This window comes from Mesorhizobium sp. M1423, from assembly GCF_040317575.1.
Classification (GTDB): domain Bacteria; phylum Pseudomonadota; class Alphaproteobacteria; order Rhizobiales; family Rhizobiaceae; genus Mesorhizobium.
Genome location: NZ_JAMYKU010000007.1, coordinates 69,499 through 90,527, shown reverse-complemented (window position 1 = coordinate 90,527; position 21,029 = coordinate 69,499). Strand labels below are relative to the sequence as shown.

Below are 21,029 nucleotides of genomic sequence, written 5' to 3'. Positions count from 1 at the left end.
TCTCGCGAGGCGCTGATCTCGCTGCAGAAGGCTAGCCTGCTTGAACCCACCAATGATGGCTTCGCCTGTCCAGCCCGTGCTCCCGCCGATGGCGACGCGGAACCAACACAAGTTTTGCTCGTTGAAGAACGCTGATTGGACTGAGACAGTGAGGAACTACAAAATGGAGAATGGCCTTTTCGCCACGCCGCCTGCAGCGTTCCGGAAAACAGAGTCGGTTTGGCTACGGGCGCTCAAGTGGCTGTTACGTCGGGTGCGCAGCGCCTCCGACAGCTCGGGAACCATGTTGAAACCAATCCTTTCCGGACCCGAGAATGATAGCGGGCCCACTACGCCTCGACGCGCTTGAGGCCGAAGCGCGCTGCGATCTTGACGCCAAAAATAACCGCTCACATGTCTCTTTATGGCTGCCGCCGCGGCCGAGGGCCACGACCGCTTCGAAGGCCCGCCACCGCGGCGTGTTCGCCTGATGCAGCAGGCGAGAGCGGCGGTGGCACGCAGCGGCGGGAACCATCGGGCATGCTTGGCTATTAGATACAGGCGGCTGCTGGTCTGCCGGGCCAGGAGCCATTTGCTATGATCATCAATCCCCCACCGGAAAGCGCCATCCCGGCATCCGTTCCGTCGGTCGATCCAAAAGCCGCCCCGACGCCTCGCAATGCCGAAGCGGAGGTCTTTTATATCGAAGCGATCCGCGAGCTTGTCGCGACGGGCATCCCCTTTCTCGTCGCCGGCACCTATGCCGTAAGCGCCTATACCGGGATCATCCGCCCGACCAAGGATCTCGACATTTTCTGCAAGGCCGGCGACTGCCCGCGCATCCTCGCCCATTTCAAGCAGATCGGCTATGCGGTCGTGGTCGAGGACGACCGGTGGCTCGGCAAGGTGTTCAGGGGCACGCATTTTTTCGACGTCATCTTCACCTCGATGAACGGCACAATGCCTGTCGACGACCAGTGGCTGGAGCATGCTCGCCAGGCCGAATTGCTGGGCAGCCACGTGCGGATCATCGGCCCAACCGAGCTTATCTGGTCCAAATGCTTCATCCAGGACCGCGGCCGGCATGATGGCGCCGACGTCGCGCACACCATCCTCAAGGCGCACGACCAGATCGACTGGCAAAGGCTGCTTTCCTACATGGAAGTTCATTGGGAAGTCTTGCTGATGCATCTCTTGAACTTCAGATGGATCTATCCGACGGAGCGAGACCGTGTGCCCGCGTGGCTGCTCGACGAGTTGCTCGACCGGCTGGCCAAGCAGCGCGAATTGCCGCCTTCCCGGATGCGGATCTGCCGCGGGCGCATGCTTTCACGAACCGACTATGAGATCGACGTCAAGCAATGGGGCTTTGCCGACGTCGGCGGTGAAGGAGAATATAGCGATGGCTGACGAGCTCGAATCTGCTTCGGCAAAGGCCGAAAACGGCGGCACACTCAAGGTCGCCGCCATCGGCGATCTGCATGTCGGCAAGGAGGACCAGGCGTCGTACCGCGATCTTTTCGGCGAGATGTCGCGCGAAGCCCAGGTTCTCGTGCTGACCGGCGACCTTACCAATCTCGGCAAGCCTCGCGAGGCCGAAATCCTTGCCGAGGAACTGCGTGCCTGCACGATCCCGGTCGTCGCCGTACTTGGCAACCACGACTATGAGTCAGGCGCCGTCGAGCAGGTCACCGACATTTTGCGTCAGGCGGGCGTTCATCTCCTCGACGGCGAGGCGACGGAGATTCACGAGGTCGGGTTCGTTGGGGTCAAGGGTTTCGTTGGCGGTTTTGGATCGCGCATGCTCGGCTCCTTTGGCGAACCGGCGATCAAGTCGATGGTGGCGGAAAGCGTGAACGAAGCGATGCGGCTTGAAAACGCGATGCGGCAGGTCCGCGCCAAACGCACGCTTGTCGTTCTGCACTACGCGCCTGTCGTCGAGACGGTCGAAGGCGAGCCGCTGGAGATTTTCCCGTTTCTCGGTTCGTCACGCCTGGCCGAGACAATAGACCGGTTCCAGGTCAGCGCAGTGGTGCATGGCCATGCGCATCGTGGCGCCTATGAGGGCCGTACGCCGGGCGGAGCGTCGGTCTATAACGTTGCCATGCATGTCGCCAAGCCGACCGGCCGCCCCTACGCCATGCTCGAAATCTGACAGGCGGCGCCGCTGGCGCAAGCAATCGCCAGACAGGCTGCAGAACGATCACGGCAACTGCCGGCTGAAAGACATCCGCTTCGGCGGAATATCGTTTTCATCCGGATTGGGAATGGGGTCCTCGTCGGGGAGCCTGTCGGGGTCCGGCTCACGCACGGGCTTGGGATCGGGGATGGGAGGCGGTGGTACCGGGGTCGGTGTTGGCTCGGGTGTGGGAATAGTGGCCATCGTGATCATCTCCTCTTGGCGCAGAACAACGCAATGGGTCAGCTGGTTCCCGGCTTCCTCGTTTTTGGAACCACACCGTCGCGCCTGCGGGTCAGCCCATCTCCGGATTCTCGTGTCTGCTGCCCGACTTGCCTGACCGCAGCAGCAGGGCAAGCGGAACGAGCAGGGCGGTTGCCACCGCGCAATAGCGGAAGACATCGACGTAGGCGAGCAGCGTGGCCTGGCGGGCGATCAACTGGCCGAGCCAGCCGATCGCCTGCTGCTTCGCCTCGACCAGCGGCGAACCATGAGCGACGAAATGCTCGGTCGCCTGCCTAAGCACCTGCTGATAGGCGGGCGACGATTGTACGGTGTGGCCGACCAGATTCGATTGATGGATCTGGGAGCTTTGCGCAATGACGGTGTTGGACAGCGAGACGCCGATGCTGCCGCCGATATTGCGTGCAACGTTGATCAGCGCCGATGCCTGGTTGGTCTGTTGCGGGGGCAGGCCGACATAGGCCGCGGTCGAGATGGGAATGAACAGGAACGGCAGCCCGACCATCAGGAAGACACGGGCAAAGGCAAAGAAGCGGAAGCTGGCGTCCGGGGTAAGCGAGGTCATGTGCCAAAGCGCGACTGCGACCACCGACATGCCCACCATGATCAGGTATTTGGGCTGCACGATGCTGCCTACAAATCCGGACACCGGCATCAAGATCAGCATGGCGATGCCGCCCGGCATCATCGAAAGGCCCGACAGCGTCGCGGTGTAGGCAAATGTCGTCTGCTGCAGTTGCGGCACGATCTGGGTGGTGCTGAACAGGATAGCACCGACCGCCATCATAACCAGGAAGGCCGTGCCGAACTGGCGCGTGAACAATAGGCGCATGTCGACGACCGGATCGCTGCGACTGATTTCCCATGGGATAAGCAGCAGAAACGCGATCGCGGAAATCACTGCGAAAGTCGTGATGAAATCCGAGGCGAACCAATCGTAGCGCTGGCCCCGGTCGAGGAAGATCTCCAGGCACCCCAATGCGGTGGCCACCAGGACGAACCCGACCCCGTCGATCTTCAGGCCACCTTTCAGCCGTTCCTTGCGTTCGCGTTCGAGTACGTCCGGTTCGACCAACAGCCATTGCACCAGTGCCAGCGAAAGGATGCCGAACGGCACGTTGATGAAGAAGATCCAGTGCCAGGAGAAATGGTCCGTCAGCCAGCCGCCGATCGTCGGCCCGACCGTTGGTGCGACGATGACGGCAATGCCGTAAAGCGCGAAGGCTTGCGAGCGCTTTTCCGGCGGAAAGGTATCGGCCAGGATCGATTGTTCGCTTGGCGCCATGCCGCCGCCGCCGAGGCCCTGAAGGATCCTGAACAGGATGAGCAGTTCCAGGTTGGGCGCCAGTCCGCACAGCAGCGACGCGACGGTGAAGGTCGCCACGCAAAGCATGTAGTAGCGCTTGCGGCCGATGACGCTTGCCAGCCAGCCGCTGACCGGGATGATCACCGAGTTGGCCACAAGATAGGTGGTAATGACCCAGGTGCTTTCGTCCATTCCGGCCGCCAGGCTGCCGGCGATGTTGCGCAGGGCGACATTGGCGATCGAGGTGTCCAGCACCAGCATGAAAGTGGCGATGGAAACGACAATGGCGATGAGCCAGGGATTGTGTGTCCCGGCGGCGGATCGGCTTTCGCCCTGATTTCTGGCTGCTTCGCCGCTCATTGCACCTTGACCGTCGGCACCACCGACAGCCCTGGGCCGAGAAGCACATCGGGCGGCTTGTCGAAGACGATCTTGACCGGCACGCGCTGCACCACCTTGACGTAGTTGCCGGTGGCATTTTCAGCCGGCAGGAGGCTGAAGGCGGTGCCGCTGCCGGCCTGGATGCTGTCGACGCGGCCATGGAAGGACTTGTCCGGGTACGCGTCGATATCGATGTCGACCGGTTGTCCCTGCCGCATCAGGTCGAGCTGCGTCTCCTTGAAATTGGCCTTCACCCAGACCTCGTCGGGAACGAACATCATCAATACCTGGCCAGGTTGCGCGTAGGTTCCGTCAGCGGCCGAAATGCTCGTTGCCCGCCCGGCTGCGGGTGCTGTGATGGTCGTGCGCGACAGCGTCGTGCGGGCTTGCTCCTGGCTGGCTTTGGCCTGTTCGAGCTGCGCCTCGGCGCTCCTGGCCTGTGCCTGCAAGACCGAAACCTGGCTTTTTGCCGAGGCGACATTGGCCTCGGCGCTGTCCAGCGCGGCCTGATCCTGACGCAGCGTCGATGCCGCTTGCTGCGCCTGCTGCTGCGTTGCCGTGCCCCTGGCCAGGAGTTCGCGATTGCGTTGATCCTCAGCCTTGGCGAAATCCAGCGCTGCCTTGGCCTGTGCAACCTGCCTCTGGGCAGCGTTCACCTTTGCGTTTTGAGCCTCGATCTGAGCGTTGACATTGACGATTTCGGCTTCGGCCGCGGCGACGCCGGCATCGGCCTGCTTCAGATTTGCCTGATAGTCGCTGTCGTCGATGCGCAGGAGGACATCACCTGCCTGCACGTGCTGATTGTCGGTAACCGCCAGCTCGGTAATGCGGCCGGCGATTTGGGCGCCGATCGTCACCGTGCGGGCGTCGATGAAGGCGTCGTCGGTCGATTCGTACTGGCGAGCGTTCAGCCACCAGATCACGACGCCTGCCGCGACGAGCAACAGCGCAAGCGCAACCGCCGCCGTCGCATAGGGATGGCGCCTGGGAAAGCCGAGCAGACCGGCCTTTCGTTGCGAGGCATCCCCGTCGGGCTTTTCCTGCCGCGGCTCTGCCGATCGCTCACGAGATTCTCGAACCCGGGCCGGTTGCTCCCGAGTTTCATTTACAGGCTCGACGTCTTGTTCGACGCTTTGCGGCTTCGTGTCCAACGGAATGGCTTTCAAGACTGATATTGCAGCCGCCGGAGCGGACGCAAAGCCAAACCGCGAACTTCCGCAAAAGTTCCTGCCCGGAATGGGTTCGGTTAACGGGGCGACGTCGAACCCACCGAGCGGCGCCGGCGCGTTGAACTCGAGCGCCGCTTCACCGGGCAGATGATCCGTACGCCTGATGTTGCGGCGGTCTGGCCTTGTCAGCGCTCCACGGCGCGATAATTGCTCATATAGGCGTGGGCGAATTCACCTGTCGACAGGAGCCGACCATGAAACATCAAACACTCGACCAACTGCATGCCGTCGCGGAAGTTGAGTCCTTCGCGGCGTATCCGGCGATGACCCGAAACCAGCGGATTGAACGTTGGGCAGAACTTCTCGAGCAAAACCCGACGCGATGCCTTGGGGCGCTTCCAGGCACCGAATATATGAACAGGGAAGCGCGCGACAGATCGCGTGGCGCTGGGACGCCGCTCACTGTCGCTTTCGAGGATCCGGTTCTGCGTGCCATGGGCTTGAACGACGATACCTATGGTGAGGCAAAGCGCTTCTTCGAACTGAGCGACCGGCAGTTGCACCAAATCGTTTGCCATTGCCACGTTGGCGCCACGATGCAAGCGCGATGGGCCGCTGCCAGAGTGCGCGGGATAGTTCGCGGCAACAGATTTGTTGCTTGGATGAAGGGCTTGATCGTGCATTGACGCGATACGAGGAACGGCGGAACACGCGTTCTTTCCGCGCCGTGGAGAGCGCTTCCGAACTTGGAAGGACTCGTGCCCCGTCAGGCCGCGCAGATTGTGAAACTCCTTGACGCTTGGCTGCGCCTTGTCGCGGCCATGCGTCCGTCTTTGATGTGAGAATTTGAGTTGGCCCGCCGCAATTGAGAGCCCTCGTCCGACGGGCGTTCGAGCGCCGTCCAGGCAGGTGAGATCTGGCTAAGGACGAACAATCCCGCGATCGTGGAAGATCCTTCGACCTGGTGAGCGGTCGATCTCTCCAAACACCCTTCGATCCACTCTAGCGATCGATCTCTCCAAACACCCTTCGATCCGCCCTAGCGGTCGATCTCTCCAAACACAATGTCGAGCGAGCCGATGATCGCGGCAACATCGGCGATCATATGGCCTCGGGACAGGAAATCCATCGCCTGCAGGTGGGCGAAGGAGGGTGCGCGGATCTTGCATCGGTAGGGAATGTTGCCTCCGTCCGACACGAGGTAGACGCCGAACTCACCCTTCGGCGCCTCGACGGCGGCATAGACTTCACCGCGCGGCACGCGAATGCCTTCGGTATAAAGTTTGAAGTGGTGGATCGTCGCTTCCATCGAGCGCTTCATCGTAGCACGCGGCGGCGGCGTGATCTTGCGGTTCGGGATCGCGACCGGCCCCTGACCTTCGGGCGAGCGCAACTTTTCCAGGCATTGCCGCATGATCCGGACCGACTGGCGCATTTCCTCCATGCGTACGAGATAGCGGTCGTAGCAGTCGCCATGCTTGCCGACCGGGATATCGAAATCCATCTCCGAATAGCATTCGTATGGCTGCGCCTTGCGCAGGTCCCAGGAGGCGCCCGATCCGCGCACCATCACGCCGGAGAAGGCCCAGGCCCAGGCATCGTCGAGGCCGATCACGCCGACATCGACATTGCGCTGCTTGAAAATGCGGTTCTCGGTCAACAGCCCTTCGAGATTGTCGCAGACCTTGAGGAACGGATCGCAGAAATTCCAGATGTCGTCGAGGAGCTCCGGCGGCAGATCCTGATGCACGCCGCCGACCCTGAAATAATTTGCGTGCATGCGGGCGCCGGACGCGCGCTCGTAAAAGACCATCAGCTTCTCGCGCTCGGCGAAACCCCAGAGCGGCGGCGTCAGCGCGCCGATGTCCATGGCTTGGGTGGTGACGTTGAGGAGGTGCGACAGGAGCCGGCCTATTTCGCAGAAAAGCACGCGAATGAGTTGCCCACGCTTCGGAACCGATATTTCAAGGAGCTTCTCGGCGGCGAGACAGAATGCGTGCTCCTGGTTCATCGGCGCGACGTAGTCGAGCCGGTCGAAATAGGGCAGGGCCTGCAGGTAGTTCTTGTACTCGATGAGCTTTTCGGTGCCGCGATGCAGCAAGCCGATGTGGGGATCGGCGCGTTCCACGATCTCGCCGTCGAGTTCGAGCACCAGCCGCAGGACGCCGTGAGCGGAGGGATGTTGTGGCCCGAAATTGATGGTGAAGTTGCGAACTGCAGCCTCGGCCATGACAGTCCTCCGCGATCCAGGCGGGCTTCGGTTCCATGCCGGAACCGGCTTGTCCGCTTTCAGCCGCTCACGTCGTCGTCTGGATGATCAGCGTCAGCGTGCCGTCGCCGTCGATATTGGCGGCCACGACCTGCGTGGAATTAAGCCCGTTCGCCGCCAGTGCCGATGCCGCCTGCGGCGATGCGTCGATCGAACTTTGCAGGATACGCAAATCCTCGGCGCTGGTCTGGGTGACGACGGCCTCCGCCTGTGCCTTGATGTCAGGAGGCAGATCCTCCATCGCCACGATTGTCACTGCGGTGAAATTCTGGGCGGAGAAGGCTTGGTCAGGTGTAGCCTGGTCGGGAGTGGCCCCTTCGGGCGTGGCTTGCTCTGGCAGGGTTTGCGGGGCCGTCGGCGGGACAGGGGCAAGCTCTGGTCCCACGGATTGCGCATAGACCGGCGAGGCAAGAGCCAGTGCCGAGAGTGTGGCAATTGTCGTCGATAGCCGCATGGCCTTTCCTTCCGTTTTGCTCAGGGACGATCAATTCGGTGACGACACAACCCTCGTGTCGAAATATGGTTCCGTCACGGAGGTTGCAGTCTTGCCGAAGCCGTGATTGTCGCGGAAGCGAGCGCGAAATCCGGCGTTGCCTGTCTCAGGCAGCGGTGTGGCTGCGATGGGGCTGCGGCCAGCGCTGCAATGCTTCACGGCCCTGAGTGGTCAGTTCGTAGATCCCGCGATCGGTGCGCGCGAACCAGCGATACACGTTGTGCAGCAGGATTTTGGGCGCGTTCGGCAGGTTGGGCTTCAAGTCACGCGGCCGCTTTGGGCCGTCCGCGAGTGCTGCGGCGCATGCCAGGGCCTGCTGGCGATAGGCGGTCATGATCGGCGCACGCGAGCCGCCGCCGGCGACAGGATCGCCCTGCCGACGCCGATGTTCGTCGATTAGTTTCGAGCGGCGCCGGGAATCCCTACGCGGAGCCAATGCCGTCGGGCTGAGCAGCACCTGAACCTCGCCGTTCGTCCGCACGCCAAGCAGGCCAAAGCCGAGGCGACGGCAGAGATTGCGATACCTCACATCGCTCTCACGGCCTTTGCCACGGCCCGACATGCATGCTGCGAGCCAGACCTCGTCGCTCACCGCCATACGGTCGACGCCCTGAAGGACCAACTCGAGATTGAACTTCAGCTTTAGCTCGCAGATGACGACGATCGGTGGAGAGTCGGCACTCAGCGCCAGCAGATCGCAGCCGCCGATCTCGCCCTTGACCATGAATCCCAGGCCTTCGAGGAAGGTCTTGACCGGGCTGTAGAGTGAAGTCTCGAGCATGGGCCTTTGTTCGCTGCGAATCATCCCGCCCGATTGGCAGTTCAGCGCGATGATCGCTCATTGCCATTGAACAGGAGGTAAACGACGGCCAAACCCAAGCGATTGCTGCGGCTCGCCGGTGGCGCAGAGCCGTGCCACGGCCGCTTGCCAATTTGGTATGCTGGTATAATATGTACCTGAGGTAGCATGCCCCGCATAGCTGCGCTGTGCTGGACATCCGAGCGCCCGGGACATCGTCCAGGCATCGTCATTTGAGCGGCGGCTCCCCGCCTTTTCTAATCCGCCAGCCGGCGGCAATGTGCATACAAGTCAATGGGATGACGATCGGCAGGGCCGTCGTTGGAAATCAGGAGTAACGGACAATGACAACGATTGCGCTGTTTGGTGCTGGCGGCAAAATGGGTTACCGCCTGTCGACCAATTTTCGCGGATCTCCCTATACGGTACGCCATGTCGAGGTCGGCGACGCCGGCCGCGAGCGGCTGAAGTCGGGCCTCGGCATCGATGCCGTCAGCGCCGATGAGGCGCTTGATGGCGCTGATGTGGTGATCCTGGCGGTGCCGGATACGCATATCGGCAAGGTCGCGGCGAGCATCGAGAGCAAGCTTCCATCAGGCACGATGGTCGTCGTGCTCGACGCCGCGGCACCTTTCGCCGGGCATTTGCCGCAGCGACCGGACCTGACCTATTTCGTCACCCACCCGTGCCACCCGCCGATCTTCAACGACGAGACCGACATGGCGGCCAAGAAGGACTATTTCGGCGGCGTCAAGGCCAAGCAGCACATGGTCAGCGCCTTGATGCAGGGACCGGAGGAAGATTTCGCCAAGGGTGAGGCGATCGCCAAGATCATCTGGGCCCCGGTCATGCGCTCGCATCGCGTCACTGTCGATCAAATGGCGCTGCTCGAGCCCGGCCTTTCGGAAACGGTATGCGCTTCGCTGCTCGTCGTCATGAAGGAGGCCGTCGACGAGGTGGTGGCGCGCGGGGTCGACAAGCAGGCGGCGCTCGACTTCCTGCTTGGCCATATGAACGTGCTTGGCGCCGTCATCTTCGGCGAGACCAAAGGCGTGTTCTCCGACGCCTGCAACAAGGCGATAGAGTTCGGCAAGCCGGTGCTGATGCGCGACGACTGGAAGCGGGTGTTCGAGCCGGAGGAGATTGCCGCGAGCATTCAGCGCATCACCTGAGGGCGCGACGCGTCTTCCGGAACATATCACCTGAAATTGTCATTGACTCATCATACCAGTTAGCTTAGCTGTTCGATGGCTCGGACCGTCAAGCTTCGCAGCAAGCTCAGGGCCTGGGACGAGTGGAGGATAGCGGGGAGACGATCGATCGAGGTGAAGCCGGCAAAGGGCTTGTGAACCTGACGCGATCCGCGATCCGCGCTGGCTAACGAATTGAATGCATATAGCCTTGGGATCAAGGCACGGGTTTTCAACGGGAGGAATACATGAAACTGACACGCAGAATGACGCTTGCGGCTTTCGCCGGCATGCTGGCGCTTGGCACGGCCGCACCCGCCTATGCGGCGGATCTGATCGCCATCATCACGCCCTCGCATGACAATCCGTTCTTCAAGGCGGAAGCTGTCGGCGCAGAGGCCAAGGCCAAGGAACTCGGCTACGAGGCGCTGGTGCTCGTCCATGACGACGACGCCAACAAGCAGTCCGAACTTATCGACACGGCGATCGGCCGCGGCGCCAAGGCAATCATCCTCGATAATGCCGGCGCCGACGCCACCGTTGCCGCCGTGCAGAAGGCCAAGGACGCAGGTGTTCCCTCATTCTTGATCGATCGCGAGATCAATGCCACCGGCGTTGCCGTCGCGCAGATCGTCTCCAACAACTATCAGGGCGCCCAGCTCGGCGCGCAGGAATTCGTCAAGCTGATGGGCGAGAAGGGTAATTTCGTCGAGCTCGTCGGCAAGGAATCCGACACCAATGCCGGCATCCGCTCCAAGGGTTACCACGACGTCATCGACGACTATCCAGACTTGAAGATGGTGGCGCAGCAGTCGGCCAATTGGAGCCAGACCGAGGCCTATTCAAAGATGGAGTCGATCCTCCAGGCCAATCCCGATATCAAGGGCGTGATCTCCGGCAACGACACGATGGCGATGGGCGCCTATGCGGCACTCGCCGCTGCCGGCCGCAAGGACGTCATAGTCGTCGGCTTCGACGGGTCGAACGACGTGCGCGACTCGATCACCTCCGGCGGCATCAAGGCGACAGTCCTGCAGCCGGCCTTCGCGCAGGCGCAGATGGCGGTCGAGCAGGCCAACGACTTCATCAAGAACAAGAAGTCTCCCGCCGAAGAAAAGCAGCTGATGGACTGCGTCCTGGTCAATGGCGACAATGCCGCCAAGCTCGAGACGTTCGCGCTCACCAACTGAGCCGGCGTAACATCAGGCAGCAAGGGACGAGCCTCCGGTTCGTCCCTTGCTTCCATTTCGCCCTTGCTTCCATTTCTCTGGGTGCTCCTGACCGCCATGCCGAACGAGCCGACATGTTCAACACGCTGACCCGGCCGATCTTTGTCGCGTTGTTCCTCGCAGCAATAGTCAGCCTGACCGCCTGCAAGATCTTGCCGACGCCGTCGGCGGAAAACGGCGGCACTGGCTCCGCGTTCAATCCCGACAAGTTGGTCGAGGACATCTGGGCGACGAAGGTGATACCCTATCTGCAGCAGAAGGCCGGGCCGTTTCCCGAGGTGCATGCCTTGGCCAAGGCCGACCCCGCCGCTGCCGGCGCGAAATACGGCAACCCGAAGAAGCAGGCGAATTCGCCATGGACCTTCGCCGTTCGGCTCGAGGGCAAGGTCGTTGCAGCCAACACACAGTCACGGGCGGCGACGATGGACATCGATGCCGACGGCGACGGCAAGGCCGATGCGCGGGTGCAGATCGGCCCCGCCATGCGTGGGACCGCCCTGCGCGACAGCCTCGACTTCATCCAGTTCAACGATTTCACCAATCAGATCGACTTCGCCCAGTTCGGCAAGGCGTTCAACGCCTATGCCGACAAGACCGTGCTTTCCAAGCTGCCGCGCGAGACACTCGAGGGCCGCAGCGTCGAGGTACTTGGCGCCTATACGCCGGGCAGTGGCCAGGACCTGCCGCTGGTGACGCCGGCGGAGGCAGAGATCGGGCCGAAGCCATGAGCGGCGATCAAGATGTCATCCTGAAGCTGGAGGATGTCTCGAAGGTCTATTCCGGCACCGTCGCAGTCAAGCGGGCGAATTTCGAGGTGCGCAAGGGCGCGGTCAACGTGCTGGTCGGCGAAAACGGAGCCGGCAAATCGACGCTGATGAAGATCATCGCGGGCGTCGAGCAGCCGACACTCGGGCGCATTCTGCTGGACGGCGAGGAGGTTTCCTTCTCGTCATCCGGGGATGCGGTGAATCGCGGCATCGGCATGGTGTTCCAGGAGCTGAACCTGTTCGGCAATCTGACTGTCGCCGAAAATATTTTCGCCACCCGCGAGATCACCAACCGCTTCCGCAAGATCGACCGCAAAGAGCAGGAGCGCCGCGCGGCGGAATTCCTTGAACGCCTGGAAGCCGGCATCCGGCCCGACATGCTGGTCGAGGATCTGCGCATCGGCCAGCAGCAACTGGTCGAGATCGCCAAGGCGGTTTCGCTCGACGCGCGCATCCTGATCATGGATGAACCGACCTCGGCGCTCAGCGCGGCGGAAGTCGAGATCCTGTTCAAGGTGATTGCCGACCTCAAGGCGCGCGGCGTGGCAATCGTCTACATCTCGCATCGGCTCGAGGAACTGATCCGCATCGGCGACACCATCACCGTGCTGCGCGATGGGCGCATCACCGGCCAGGCGGAGATGAAAGACGTCGATACCCAGTGGATCGTGCGGCAGATGATCGGCTCCGACGCCAAGGACTTCGCCAAGGCCGACGGCCATGTTCCGGGCGAAGAGATATTCCGTGCCGAGGACATTTGCCTGCCGCGTGTCACCGGCGGGCTCGCGGTCGACCACGTCTCGCTGTCGCTGCGCGCCGGTGAAATCCTCGGCATCTACGGCCTGATGGGAGCCGGACGCAGCGAGCTGTTCGACTGCATCATGGGCCGTCACGGCCATTCGACCGGAACGATATTCATTGGCGGCAAAAAAGTGCACGAGCGGGACACGACGCGACGCATCCGCCGCGGCCTGGCGCTGATCCCCGAAGACCGCCAGCGCGAAGGGCTGGTGTCGACCCTCTCCGTCGCCAGCAATCTGACGCTGGCCAGCCTGTCGCGTTTCGTGCGCCTGTTCCACATTCGTGGTGCCGCCGAACGACAGGCGGTGGCCCAGACCGTGCGCGAATTGGCGATCAAGGTCGCCGATCCGGCGCAGGAAGTCTCGTCGCTATCGGGCGGCAACCAGCAGAAGGTGGTGATCGGCAAGGCGCTGCTCACCGGACCGAAGGTGCTGCTGATGGACGAGCCGAGCCGCGGCATCGACGTCGGCGCCAAGGCCGACGTGTTCCGCACCATGCGCAAGCTGTCGCGCGACGGCCTGGGGATCCTGTTTGCCACCTCGGATCTCGATGAGGTGATGGCGTTGTCAGACCGCATCGCGGTGATGAGCAATGGAAAATTGACTGGTATGTTCGACCGCGCCGAGGCGACAGAGGCCGCAATCGTCGCTGCCTCGGCGCTCGGCCACGGACCGGTCCCGCACGGAGAGCAAGGCGCATGACTGACATTCCAGCCAAGGCGGCGGTCACCTCCCTTTCGAGCGGCTCGGTCCTGCTGACGCTGATGAAGGCGAGGACGTTCATCGCGCTGATCGCCGTGCTGTTGTTCTTCTCGATAGCTGCCCCCAATTTCCTCTCGGCCGCCAATCTTATCCTGATGTCGAAGCACGTGGCGCTGAACGCATTCCTCGCAATGGGCATGACCTTTGTCATCATCACCGGCGGCATCGACCTGTCGGTCGGCTCGATCGTCGGCCTGTGCGGCATGGTGGCCGGCTATCTCGTGCTCAACGGCATCGACCTGCAGGTCGGCTATACCATCTATTTCAACGTCTTCGAGATCGCGCTGATCACGCTTGCCGTCGGCATATTGATCGGCGCCGTCAACGGCTTGCTGATCACCAGGCTTAACGTTGCGCCGTTCATCGCCACGCTCGGCGTGCTCTATGTCGCGCGCGGCCTGGCGCTGCTGTCGTCCGACGGGCGCACCTTTCCCAATCTCGTCGGCAAGCCGGAGCTTGGCACCACCGGATTCGGCTTTCTCGGCGCCGGCCGGTTGCTCGGCCTGCCCGTCGCGCTGTGGATTTTGCTCGTTGTTGCATTAGGGGCCGCCTATCTCGCCAAGTACACCCCGCTCGGCCGCCACATTTTCGCCGTTGGCGGCAACGAGCGGGCGGCGCGGATTTCGGGCGTCCGCGTCAACATGGTGAAGATGTTCGTCTACATGTTCTCCGGTTTCTGCGCGGCGATCGTCGGGCTGATCATCTCGTCCGAACTGATGGCCTCGCATCCGGCGACCGGAGAGAGCTTCGAACTCAACGCCATTGCCGCGGCAGTGCTCGGCGGCACCTCGATGTCGGGCGGACGCGGCACCATTGGCGGCACCATTGTCGGCGCCTTCGTCATCGGCATTCTTTCGGACGGGCTGGTGATGATGGGGGTGAGCTCGTTCTGGCAGATGGTGATCAAGGGCCTCGTCATCATCGTCGCCGTCGTCGTCGACCAGGCACAGCGCCGGCTGCAGAGCCGGGTGACGCTGATGCAGATGGCAAAGGCCGGCTGACATGACGGAACTGCGGGGAGCGCTGATCGGCTGCGGCTTCTTCGCCGTCAACCAGATGCATGCCTGGCGCGACATAGAGGGTGCCTCGATCGCTGCCATCTGCGACCGCGATCCGGACCGGTTGAGGATCGTCGGCGACCAGTTCGGGGTCGCGCGGCGCTATACCGACGCGGCAGCACTGTTTGCCGGCGAAAGGTTGGATTTCGTCGACATCGCCACCACCGCGCCGAGCCACGGTCCCCTCGTCGAGATGGCGGCGCAGCACGGCGTGCCGGTAATCTGCCAAAAACCGTTCGCGCCGACGCTTGCCGACGCCAAGGCGATAGTGAAGGCATGCGCCGTCGCCGGTGTGCCGCTGATGGTGCACGAAAATTTTCGTTGGCAGTCGCCGATCCAGGCGGTGCGTGCCGTGCTCGACAGCGGCGACATCGGCACACCCTTCTTCGGACGGATCTCGTTTCGATCGGCTTACGACGTGTTTTCCGGCCAGCCCTATTTGGCGACGGGAAAGCGCTTCATTATCGAAGACCTCGGCATCCACATCCTCGACATCGCCCGCTTTCTGCTGGGCGACGTCTCGACGGTCACTGCGCGAACGGCGCGCGTCAACCCTGCCATTGCCGGCGAGGATGTTGCGACGATGCTCATGGACCACACGAGCGGCGCCACTTCGGTGGTCGACTGCAGCTACGCGAGCAAGCTCGCGACTGAGCCGTTTCCGCAGACGCTGATCGAAATCGACGGCAGCGACGGCACGATCCGGCTGGCGCAGGGCTACCGGCTCACCGTCACCGGCAGGAGCGGAACGGCTGTCAGCGACGTCTCGCCGCCGCTGCTGCCTTGGGCATCGCGGCCGTGGCACAACATCCAGGAAAGCGTCGTCGCCATTCAAAAGCATTGGGTCGATTGCTTGACCAACGGAACCGAGCCCGCGACCTCGGGCGCGGACAACCTCAAGACATTGGCGCTGGTCGAGGCGGCCTATGCCGGCGCCGCAAGCCGCGAACCGGTGCAACTCGACGCCTGGCTGAAATGACAGCCGACGCCTTCCTCCTTTACGGCACGCATGCGGTTGAAGTCGAACCGGTCAGGCTGCGCGCCGGTGCGCTGACGGCGGACTTCGTCAACGGCAATCTGCGCAACATTCGGCAGGGCGGCACCGAAGTTCTGCGCGCCATCGCCTATATCGTCAGAGATCGCGACTGGGGCACCTACGAGCCGGCGCTCACCAACCTTGCCATCGAGCAAGATGCCGAGGCATTTTCCGTCAGCTATTCGGCAAGTTGCCAGGCACCGGACGGCAGTCGACTCGGCTTCCGCGCGACCATCAAGAGCTCCGCCGATGGCCAGTTGGTCTTCGACGTGAGCGCTCGTCCCGACAGCGATTTCGAAACCAATCGCTGTGGCTTCTGCATCCTGCATCCGATTGCCGGCCTGGCCGGCAGCCCGGTCACGGTCGAGCATACCGACGGCAGCGTGGTCGCAACGCGGCTCCCAGAACTAATCGATCCCTGGCAGCCGTTCAAGGATCTGCGGGCGATCACCCATGAGGTCCGGGCGGGCGTCACCGCCGAATGCCGTATGGAAGGCGATGCCTTCGAGATGGAAGACCAGCGCAACTGGTCGGATGCCTCCTACAAGACCTATGTCCGGCCGCTCGCGCTGCCATGGCCCTACGTGCTGCCTGCCGGCAAGCCCTTCCGCCAGACCATCAGCTTGCGGGTGGAGGGTGGCGGGAAAGTGCCGGCCACCGCGGCAACCGCCGAACCGATTCGTGTCACGCTCGGCCAAGCCGGGCCGGTGCTGCCAGATATCGGCGTTATCATCTACCCGGATGAGGTCGAGGCCGGCTGAGCAAGCTGTCGGTGCTGTCCGAGCTTGGCCCGCAGCAATTGATGTTCCACTTTGACCCGACGCGCGGCCACGGGCTCGACGCCTTGCGGTCCTACGCCAGGCTGGCCGCCGCCTATCCGGCTCGGACAACGCTCGAATGTGTCATTGCCGGCGACGGCGATCTCGACGTCGAGCTTTCAGGCGTCGCCGACAGGGTGCGCAAGGCCGGGCTCAAGCTCTCGGCCATTGCCGTTTCGCCCTCGGTCGACCGGCAGTCGACGCCGCCGGGCAGCGCATGGCCGCAGTGCCCGCCGCTCGAAGATGTCTATGCCGCGGCGCGGCGTGCCTTTCCCGACACCCGCCTCGGCGGCGGCATGTTCAGCTATTTCACCGAACTCAACCGCAAGCGTGTGCCGGCCGACCCGCTCGATTTCGTCACGCATTGCACTTGCCCGATCGTGCATGCCGCCGACGATCTCAGCGTCATGCAATCGCTGGAGGCGCTGCCTTTCATCACGGCGTCTGTACGGGCGATCTTCGGAACAAAACCTTATCGGATCGGGCCGTCGACCATTGCCATGCGCCAGAACCCTTATGGCGGCGCGACCAAGGCCAATCCCGACAGTCAGCGCATTGCCATGGCCGACCGCGACCCTCGCCATGCCGGACTGTTCGGGGCCGCGTGGACGATCGGCTATGCCGCACGCCTCGCCCCTGCCGGGCTCGAAATGCTCACGCTCTGCAGCTTCACCGGGCCATTCGGCGTGCTGGCCTTGTCGGATGAACCGCTCGAAGAAGGTACGCGCCGGCCGATTTTCCACGCGGTGAAAGGACTTTGCGAACTGGCCGGCCATGCGCACATAACGGCAACAACGACCGATGAGACGCGGGTGCTCGGACTGGCCAGCCGCGCCCAGACAGGCAAGATCATCGTCTGGCTGGCGAACCTTACCCCGGTCGACGTTCCAGTCGATGTTTCCGGGCTCGGCTCCGATCAGGGTTTTCTGAAGATCTGGGATGGACGAACGTCACGCCAGATTCAGCGCGACGCGTCGGGCCGAGACCGTCTTGTGATGACGCCTTACGCAATTGTCCGGATCGGCTGAAGTCATATGCCGGGGTTCATGAATCGCCGCAATTCCGCAACGGTTGCCCCTAGCCGCAGTATGTCCGCTGCCGGCTTGTCACCCGATTTGCTTTCGAAACTCGCCTGGTGCCATTCCAGTCGTCCTGGAAAAAAGACGGCTGAACGAGGCGACGTCCTGATATCCCACCCGATAGCAAATTTCTGAAACGCTCAGTTTCGTTTCCTCAAGCATGGATTTTGCCAACTCCAGCCGCCTTTCCTGGATCCATTTTCCCGGCGTTGTCTGGAACTCGTCGAAAAACCTGCGAGACAGGGTTCGCGAAGACATCGCAAATTCGGTTGCGAGAAAGTTCAAATCGATTTCCGACATCTTGTCTTTCGAGAGTTCGCGCAGCTTGTTCTCGAATGGGCTGGCCTCGTTCGATATTTCGTCGAGAGGAAATTCGTAGGGACTCTGAAATGTGCGCGGCGGAGGAAGAACCAGAAGTTTTCGAATGATCCGCTCTTCCTTCGAGAAGCCCAGATCGATCAGCAAAGCCCTGGCGAGTTCCAGTCCGGAAAACCCGCCTCCACATGTGTAAAGGCGGTCCTGGCGAATGAGCAGGCGGGAAGCGTCCCATCGCACTTGCGGAAACCGGCGGCTTGCCTCGTTCTTCAGCCACCAGGATATCGTTGCGCGCTTGCCGTCCAACAATCCTGAATTGGCGAGCAGATAACATGCGCCGCAATGTGCTGCGATGATTGCCTCCTGCTGCTGCGCGAGCGCGATCAGCGGTTTTGAATGCTCACTCTCCTCGTCGAGCGAGCGCAGAAGCTCCGGAATCTCGACACCCGGCATCGCAATGAGAATCAGGACATCCATTTTTCGCGATGGTCGAACCTTTGTCGGGAAGGAAATTCCGGTGCTTGATGTCGACGGCGTGCCCCTTGAAACGAACTCACATGAAAGAACCTGTGAACGGCAGACGTCATTCACAAGCTGAAACATTTCGACCAGAGTCGAGACAACGGCCGAATAGAAATTCGACGGCAGCCAGATCACAACGTGGAGGCTCCTGACAGCCATTGCGGTACTCCCGGTGTCGTTCTCGTCGGATGGCAAGTCTAGCATAGTCTTTGTCAAAATTGCCAATTCTAGAAAAAGAGCGGCGCCTCCAGGATGGCCGTATACGGGCTCGCTGACGAAAGCGGCCGCGGAAATCCATGGCTGGAAAGATGCAAATGCTGAAATCGCTGAATGAAAACAATGCGGCACATACATCGGATTCAAACGGCTACAGCAAACTGCGCCGGTCCCGACTCAGGCTGACCTGTGGTCAGTCAGTAGGCCGAGAACACAGTCCCGACCGCGACGCCGGTAGAGACCTGCGCTTGATTTTCAGTTGCCGGAATTCATCACGTAGAGCGCACGCGAGCGTTCGAGGTGCTTGATCATCGCCTTCTCGGCGCCATCCGCATCCTTGGCTTCGATGCGCTCGATGATCTCTTCGTGCTCGGTCAGCGTGAACTTTTCCTTGCCGGTCCAGATCAGCATTTCGGTGTGGTATTCCTTTAGCCAGCCAAGCATTGCCTCGCTGACGGCGACGTAGATCGGGTTGCCGGATATTGCCGCGATCTGGGTGTGGAATTTCATGTCGGCGGATATGAAGGCTTCCGAGTCGCCGCGAAAGCTGCGCTGCTCGATGACCGTTGCGCGCAGCCGCTGCACGTCCTCGGCGGTGGCCTTTTCAGCAGCTTCCTTTACCATGCCGCGCTCGAAGAAGATGCGCGCGTTCTTGAGGTGCTCGAGCGTATCCTTCGACGATGACAGGATGATCTTCGCCGCGCCATCGACCTGCTTGATGATCGACTTGGCGGTCAGCTGCAGCACCTTGGCCCGCTCACCATGCGAGATCGCTACCAGCCCCATATTGCTCAGCGCCTGCATCGCCTCGCGGATCGCCGGCCTGCCGACCTCGAAGCGCTCCATCAGTTCGCGCTCCGACGGCATGTCGTCGCCCGGCTGCAATTCGCCGCTGGTGATCAGGCGCTTCAGTCTCAAGAATACTTCGTCGGAAAGCTTGCGCCGGACGATCGGCTCCGAACGGTTCATCGTCGCGAATCACTCCTATGACCGGCCTCTATCTAGCATTTCCGCCACGAATTCCGGAACGCCTGTAGCCCGCCCGCCTTTACCTGCCAAGCCGGATAAGGCTTGCAATGCTTATGTACTCATTATACCAGATTTCGAGGGCCAAGGAACCTTTTTCGAACCACCCCGGCAGGCCGCGCGAATATGATTGTTCTCACCTATCGCATCGAAACACGCGGCAATATCGAGGCGCTGGCGGCCAAGATCGCAAGCGACCAGTCGACCGGAACCTTCGTCGCGCTAGCCGGCGAGACCGAAGAGCTCAAGGCTAGGGTCGCGGCGCGCGTCCTGGCGATACGGCATCTGCCGGATGCGGATCGGCCGTCTCTTCCCGAAACCGGTCCCGAAGCCGGCAATGGCCCGGTCAAGCGCGCCGACGTCGACATCGCCTTTCCGCTGGAGGCCATCGGCACCGACCTGTCAGCGCTGATGACCATTGCCATCGGCGGCACGTTTTCGATCAAGGGCCTGTCCGGCATTCGTGTGATCGACATGAAGCTACCCGAGGAGTACCGGGGCGCGCATCCCGGCCCGCAATTCGGCGTCACGGGCAGCCGCAGGCTCACCGCTGTCGCGGACCGTCCGATCATCGGGACCATCGTCAAGCCGGCGCTGGGACTCCGCCCGCACGAGACGGCCGCGATGGTGCAAGAGCTGATTGCCGCCGGCGTCGATTTCATCAAGGACGACGAGAAGCTGATGAGCCCGGCCTATTCACCGCTGTCAGAGCGGGTGAGGGCAATCATGCCGCTGATCCTCGACCACGAGCAGAAGACCGGCAAGAAGGTCATGTATGCCTTTGGCATCTCACATGCCGATCCCGACGAGATGATGCGAAACCACGACCTGGTGGCAAAGGCCGGCGGCAATTGTGCTGTGGTCAACATCAATTCGATCGGTTTTGGCGGCATGGCTTACCTCCGAAAGCGCTCCAGCCTGGTGCTCCATGCCCACCGCAATGGCTGGGACATTCTCACCCGTCATCCTGGCCTCGGCATGGACTTCAAGGTCTGGCAGCAGTTCTGGCGGCTGCTCGGCGTCGACCAATTCCAGATCAATGGCATCGCCTCGAAATACTGGGAACCCGACTGGTCCTTCGTCGAATCCTTCAAGGCGGTGACCACGCCGATCTTTTCGCCGGCCGATTGCGCATTGCCGGTCGCCGGCTCCGGCCAGTGGGGCGGGCAGGCGCCTGAAACCTTCCAGCGAACCGGCCGGACGGTCGATCTTCTCTATCTCTGCGGCGGCGGCATCGTCAGCCACCCGGACGGGCCGGGCGCCGGCGTGCGCGCCGTGCAGCAGGCCTGGAAGGCGGCGGTCCAAGACATCCCGTTGGCGGATTATGCCTTGAGCCATGTCGAGCTGGCGCGGTCGATCGAGAAGTTCGGCGACGGCAAGGCGGCCTGACGCC

17 protein-coding genes and 1 pseudogene are annotated in these 21,029 nt (G+C 62.1%); 11 read left to right on the top strand and 7 right to left on the bottom strand.

The window, feature by feature from the left end; genetic code table 11:
- The first annotated feature begins 576 nt into the window (after positions 1–576).
- Positions 577–1,389 (top strand): nucleotidyltransferase family protein, encoded by an 813-nt coding sequence (locus NKG95_RS11285; RefSeq protein ID WP_023720252.1) that lies wholly within the window; start codon positions 577–579, stop codon positions 1,387–1,389.
- Positions 1,382–2,134, top strand: a complete 753-nt coding sequence (locus tag NKG95_RS11280) for a metallophosphoesterase family protein (protein ID WP_254817011.1) — start codon at positions 1,382–1,384, stop codon at positions 2,132–2,134. The genes NKG95_RS11285 and NKG95_RS11280 overlap by 8 nt, the downstream gene beginning before the upstream one ends.
- Positions 2,135–2,453: 319 nt before the next feature.
- Here the strand turns inward: NKG95_RS11280 and NKG95_RS11275 are convergent, their stop codons facing one another.
- Both NKG95_RS11275 and NKG95_RS11270 read right to left on the bottom strand, forming a co-directional pair.
- Positions 2,454–4,067 (bottom strand): DHA2 family efflux MFS transporter permease subunit, encoded by a 1,614-nt coding sequence (locus tag NKG95_RS11275; protein ID WP_353040643.1) that lies wholly within the window; start codon positions 4,065–4,067, stop codon positions 2,454–2,456.
- The gene (locus NKG95_RS11270) at positions 4,064–5,254 is read right to left on the bottom strand and encodes an HlyD family secretion protein (RefSeq protein WP_353040642.1); all 1,191 of its coding nucleotides are present in this window, start codon (positions 5,252–5,254) and stop codon (positions 4,064–4,066) included. Before NKG95_RS11270 ends, NKG95_RS11275 begins: the two co-directional genes overlap by 4 nt.
- 257 nt (positions 5,255–5,511) lie before the next feature.
- On the opposite strand from NKG95_RS11270, the gene NKG95_RS11265 reads away from it, so the two are divergent.
- Positions 5,512–5,943 carry a hypothetical protein gene (locus tag NKG95_RS11265; RefSeq protein WP_352465792.1) on the top strand — a complete coding sequence of 144 codons (432 nt, stop codon included), beginning with the start codon at positions 5,512–5,514 and terminating at the stop codon, positions 5,941–5,943.
- A gap of 353 nt (positions 5,944–6,296) precedes the next feature.
- Here the strand turns inward: NKG95_RS11265 and NKG95_RS11260 are convergent, their stop codons facing one another.
- The 3 genes from NKG95_RS11260 to NKG95_RS11250 all read right to left on the bottom strand — a co-directional run bounded on the left by NKG95_RS11260 (position 6,297) and on the right by NKG95_RS11250 (position 8,800).
- On the bottom strand, positions 6,297–7,487 hold the full coding sequence (locus tag NKG95_RS11260; RefSeq protein ID WP_353040641.1) for an NADH-quinone oxidoreductase subunit D: 1,191 nt from the start codon (positions 7,485–7,487) through the stop codon (positions 6,297–6,299).
- Positions 7,488–7,554: 67 nt separating this feature from the next.
- Complete coding sequence (locus NKG95_RS11255) at positions 7,555–7,980, bottom strand: hypothetical protein (protein WP_023720258.1); 426 nt, start codon at positions 7,978–7,980, stop codon at positions 7,555–7,557.
- 145 nt (positions 7,981–8,125) lie between these two features.
- Positions 8,126–8,800, bottom strand: a complete 675-nt coding sequence (locus tag NKG95_RS11250) for a DUF2161 domain-containing phosphodiesterase (RefSeq protein ID WP_023720260.1) — start codon at positions 8,798–8,800, stop codon at positions 8,126–8,128.
- 362 nt (positions 8,801–9,162) lie between these two features.
- Between NKG95_RS11250 and NKG95_RS11245 the strand changes: the two genes are divergently transcribed.
- From NKG95_RS11245 to apnL, 7 genes and pseudogenes are all read left to right on the top strand, one after another.
- Positions 9,163–9,990, top strand: coding sequence for a phosphogluconate dehydrogenase C-terminal domain-containing protein (locus NKG95_RS11245; RefSeq protein WP_023720261.1), 828 nt, complete (start codon positions 9,163–9,165; stop codon positions 9,988–9,990).
- A gap of 266 nt (positions 9,991–10,256) precedes the next feature.
- On the top strand, positions 10,257–11,198 hold the full coding sequence (locus NKG95_RS11240; RefSeq protein WP_023675475.1) for a D-ribose ABC transporter substrate-binding protein: 942 nt from the start codon (positions 10,257–10,259) through the stop codon (positions 11,196–11,198).
- 113 nt (positions 11,199–11,311) lie between these two features.
- Complete coding sequence (locus NKG95_RS11235; protein WP_352918270.1) at positions 11,312–11,965, top strand: DUF2291 family protein; 654 nt, start codon at positions 11,312–11,314, stop codon at positions 11,963–11,965.
- Positions 11,962–13,506 carry a sugar ABC transporter ATP-binding protein gene (locus tag NKG95_RS11230; protein WP_353040640.1) on the top strand — a complete coding sequence of 515 codons (1,545 nt, stop codon included), beginning with the start codon at positions 11,962–11,964 and terminating at the stop codon, positions 13,504–13,506. Before NKG95_RS11235 ends, NKG95_RS11230 begins: the two co-directional genes overlap by 4 nt.
- Positions 13,503–14,567 (top strand): ABC transporter permease, encoded by a 1,065-nt coding sequence (locus NKG95_RS11225; protein ID WP_023720264.1) that lies wholly within the window; start codon positions 13,503–13,505, stop codon positions 14,565–14,567. The genes NKG95_RS11230 and NKG95_RS11225 overlap by 4 nt, the downstream gene beginning before the upstream one ends.
- Position 14,568: 1 nt before the next feature.
- Positions 14,569–15,603 (top strand): Gfo/Idh/MocA family protein, encoded by a 1,035-nt coding sequence (locus NKG95_RS11220; protein WP_353040639.1) that lies wholly within the window; start codon positions 14,569–14,571, stop codon positions 15,601–15,603.
- Positions 15,600–17,506, top strand: a pseudogene (gene apnL, locus NKG95_RS11215) (D-apionate lactonase). Before NKG95_RS11220 ends, apnL begins: the two are co-directional and overlap by 4 nt.
- 78 nt (positions 17,507–17,584) lie before the next feature.
- On the opposite strand, the gene NKG95_RS11210 reads toward apnL, so the two are convergent.
- The gene (locus NKG95_RS11210) at positions 17,585–18,553 is read right to left on the bottom strand and encodes a GlxA family transcriptional regulator (protein ID WP_353004780.1); all 969 of its coding nucleotides are present in this window, start codon (positions 18,551–18,553) and stop codon (positions 17,585–17,587) included.
- A 312-nt stretch (positions 18,554–18,865) separates the two neighbouring features.
- Positions 18,866–19,579 carry a transcriptional regulator NanR gene (locus tag NKG95_RS11205; RefSeq protein WP_352590684.1) on the bottom strand — a complete coding sequence of 238 codons (714 nt, stop codon included), beginning with the start codon at positions 19,577–19,579 and terminating at the stop codon, positions 18,866–18,868.
- 183 nt (positions 19,580–19,762) lie between these two features.
- Here NKG95_RS11205 and oiaX point away from each other — a divergent pair, with 183 nt between their 5' ends.
- Complete coding sequence (gene oiaX, locus NKG95_RS11200; RefSeq protein ID WP_353040638.1) at positions 19,763–21,025, top strand: 3-oxo-isoapionate-4-phosphate decarboxylase OiaX; 1,263 nt, start codon at positions 19,763–19,765, stop codon at positions 21,023–21,025.
- The last annotated feature ends 4 nt before the right edge of the window (positions 21,026–21,029 follow it).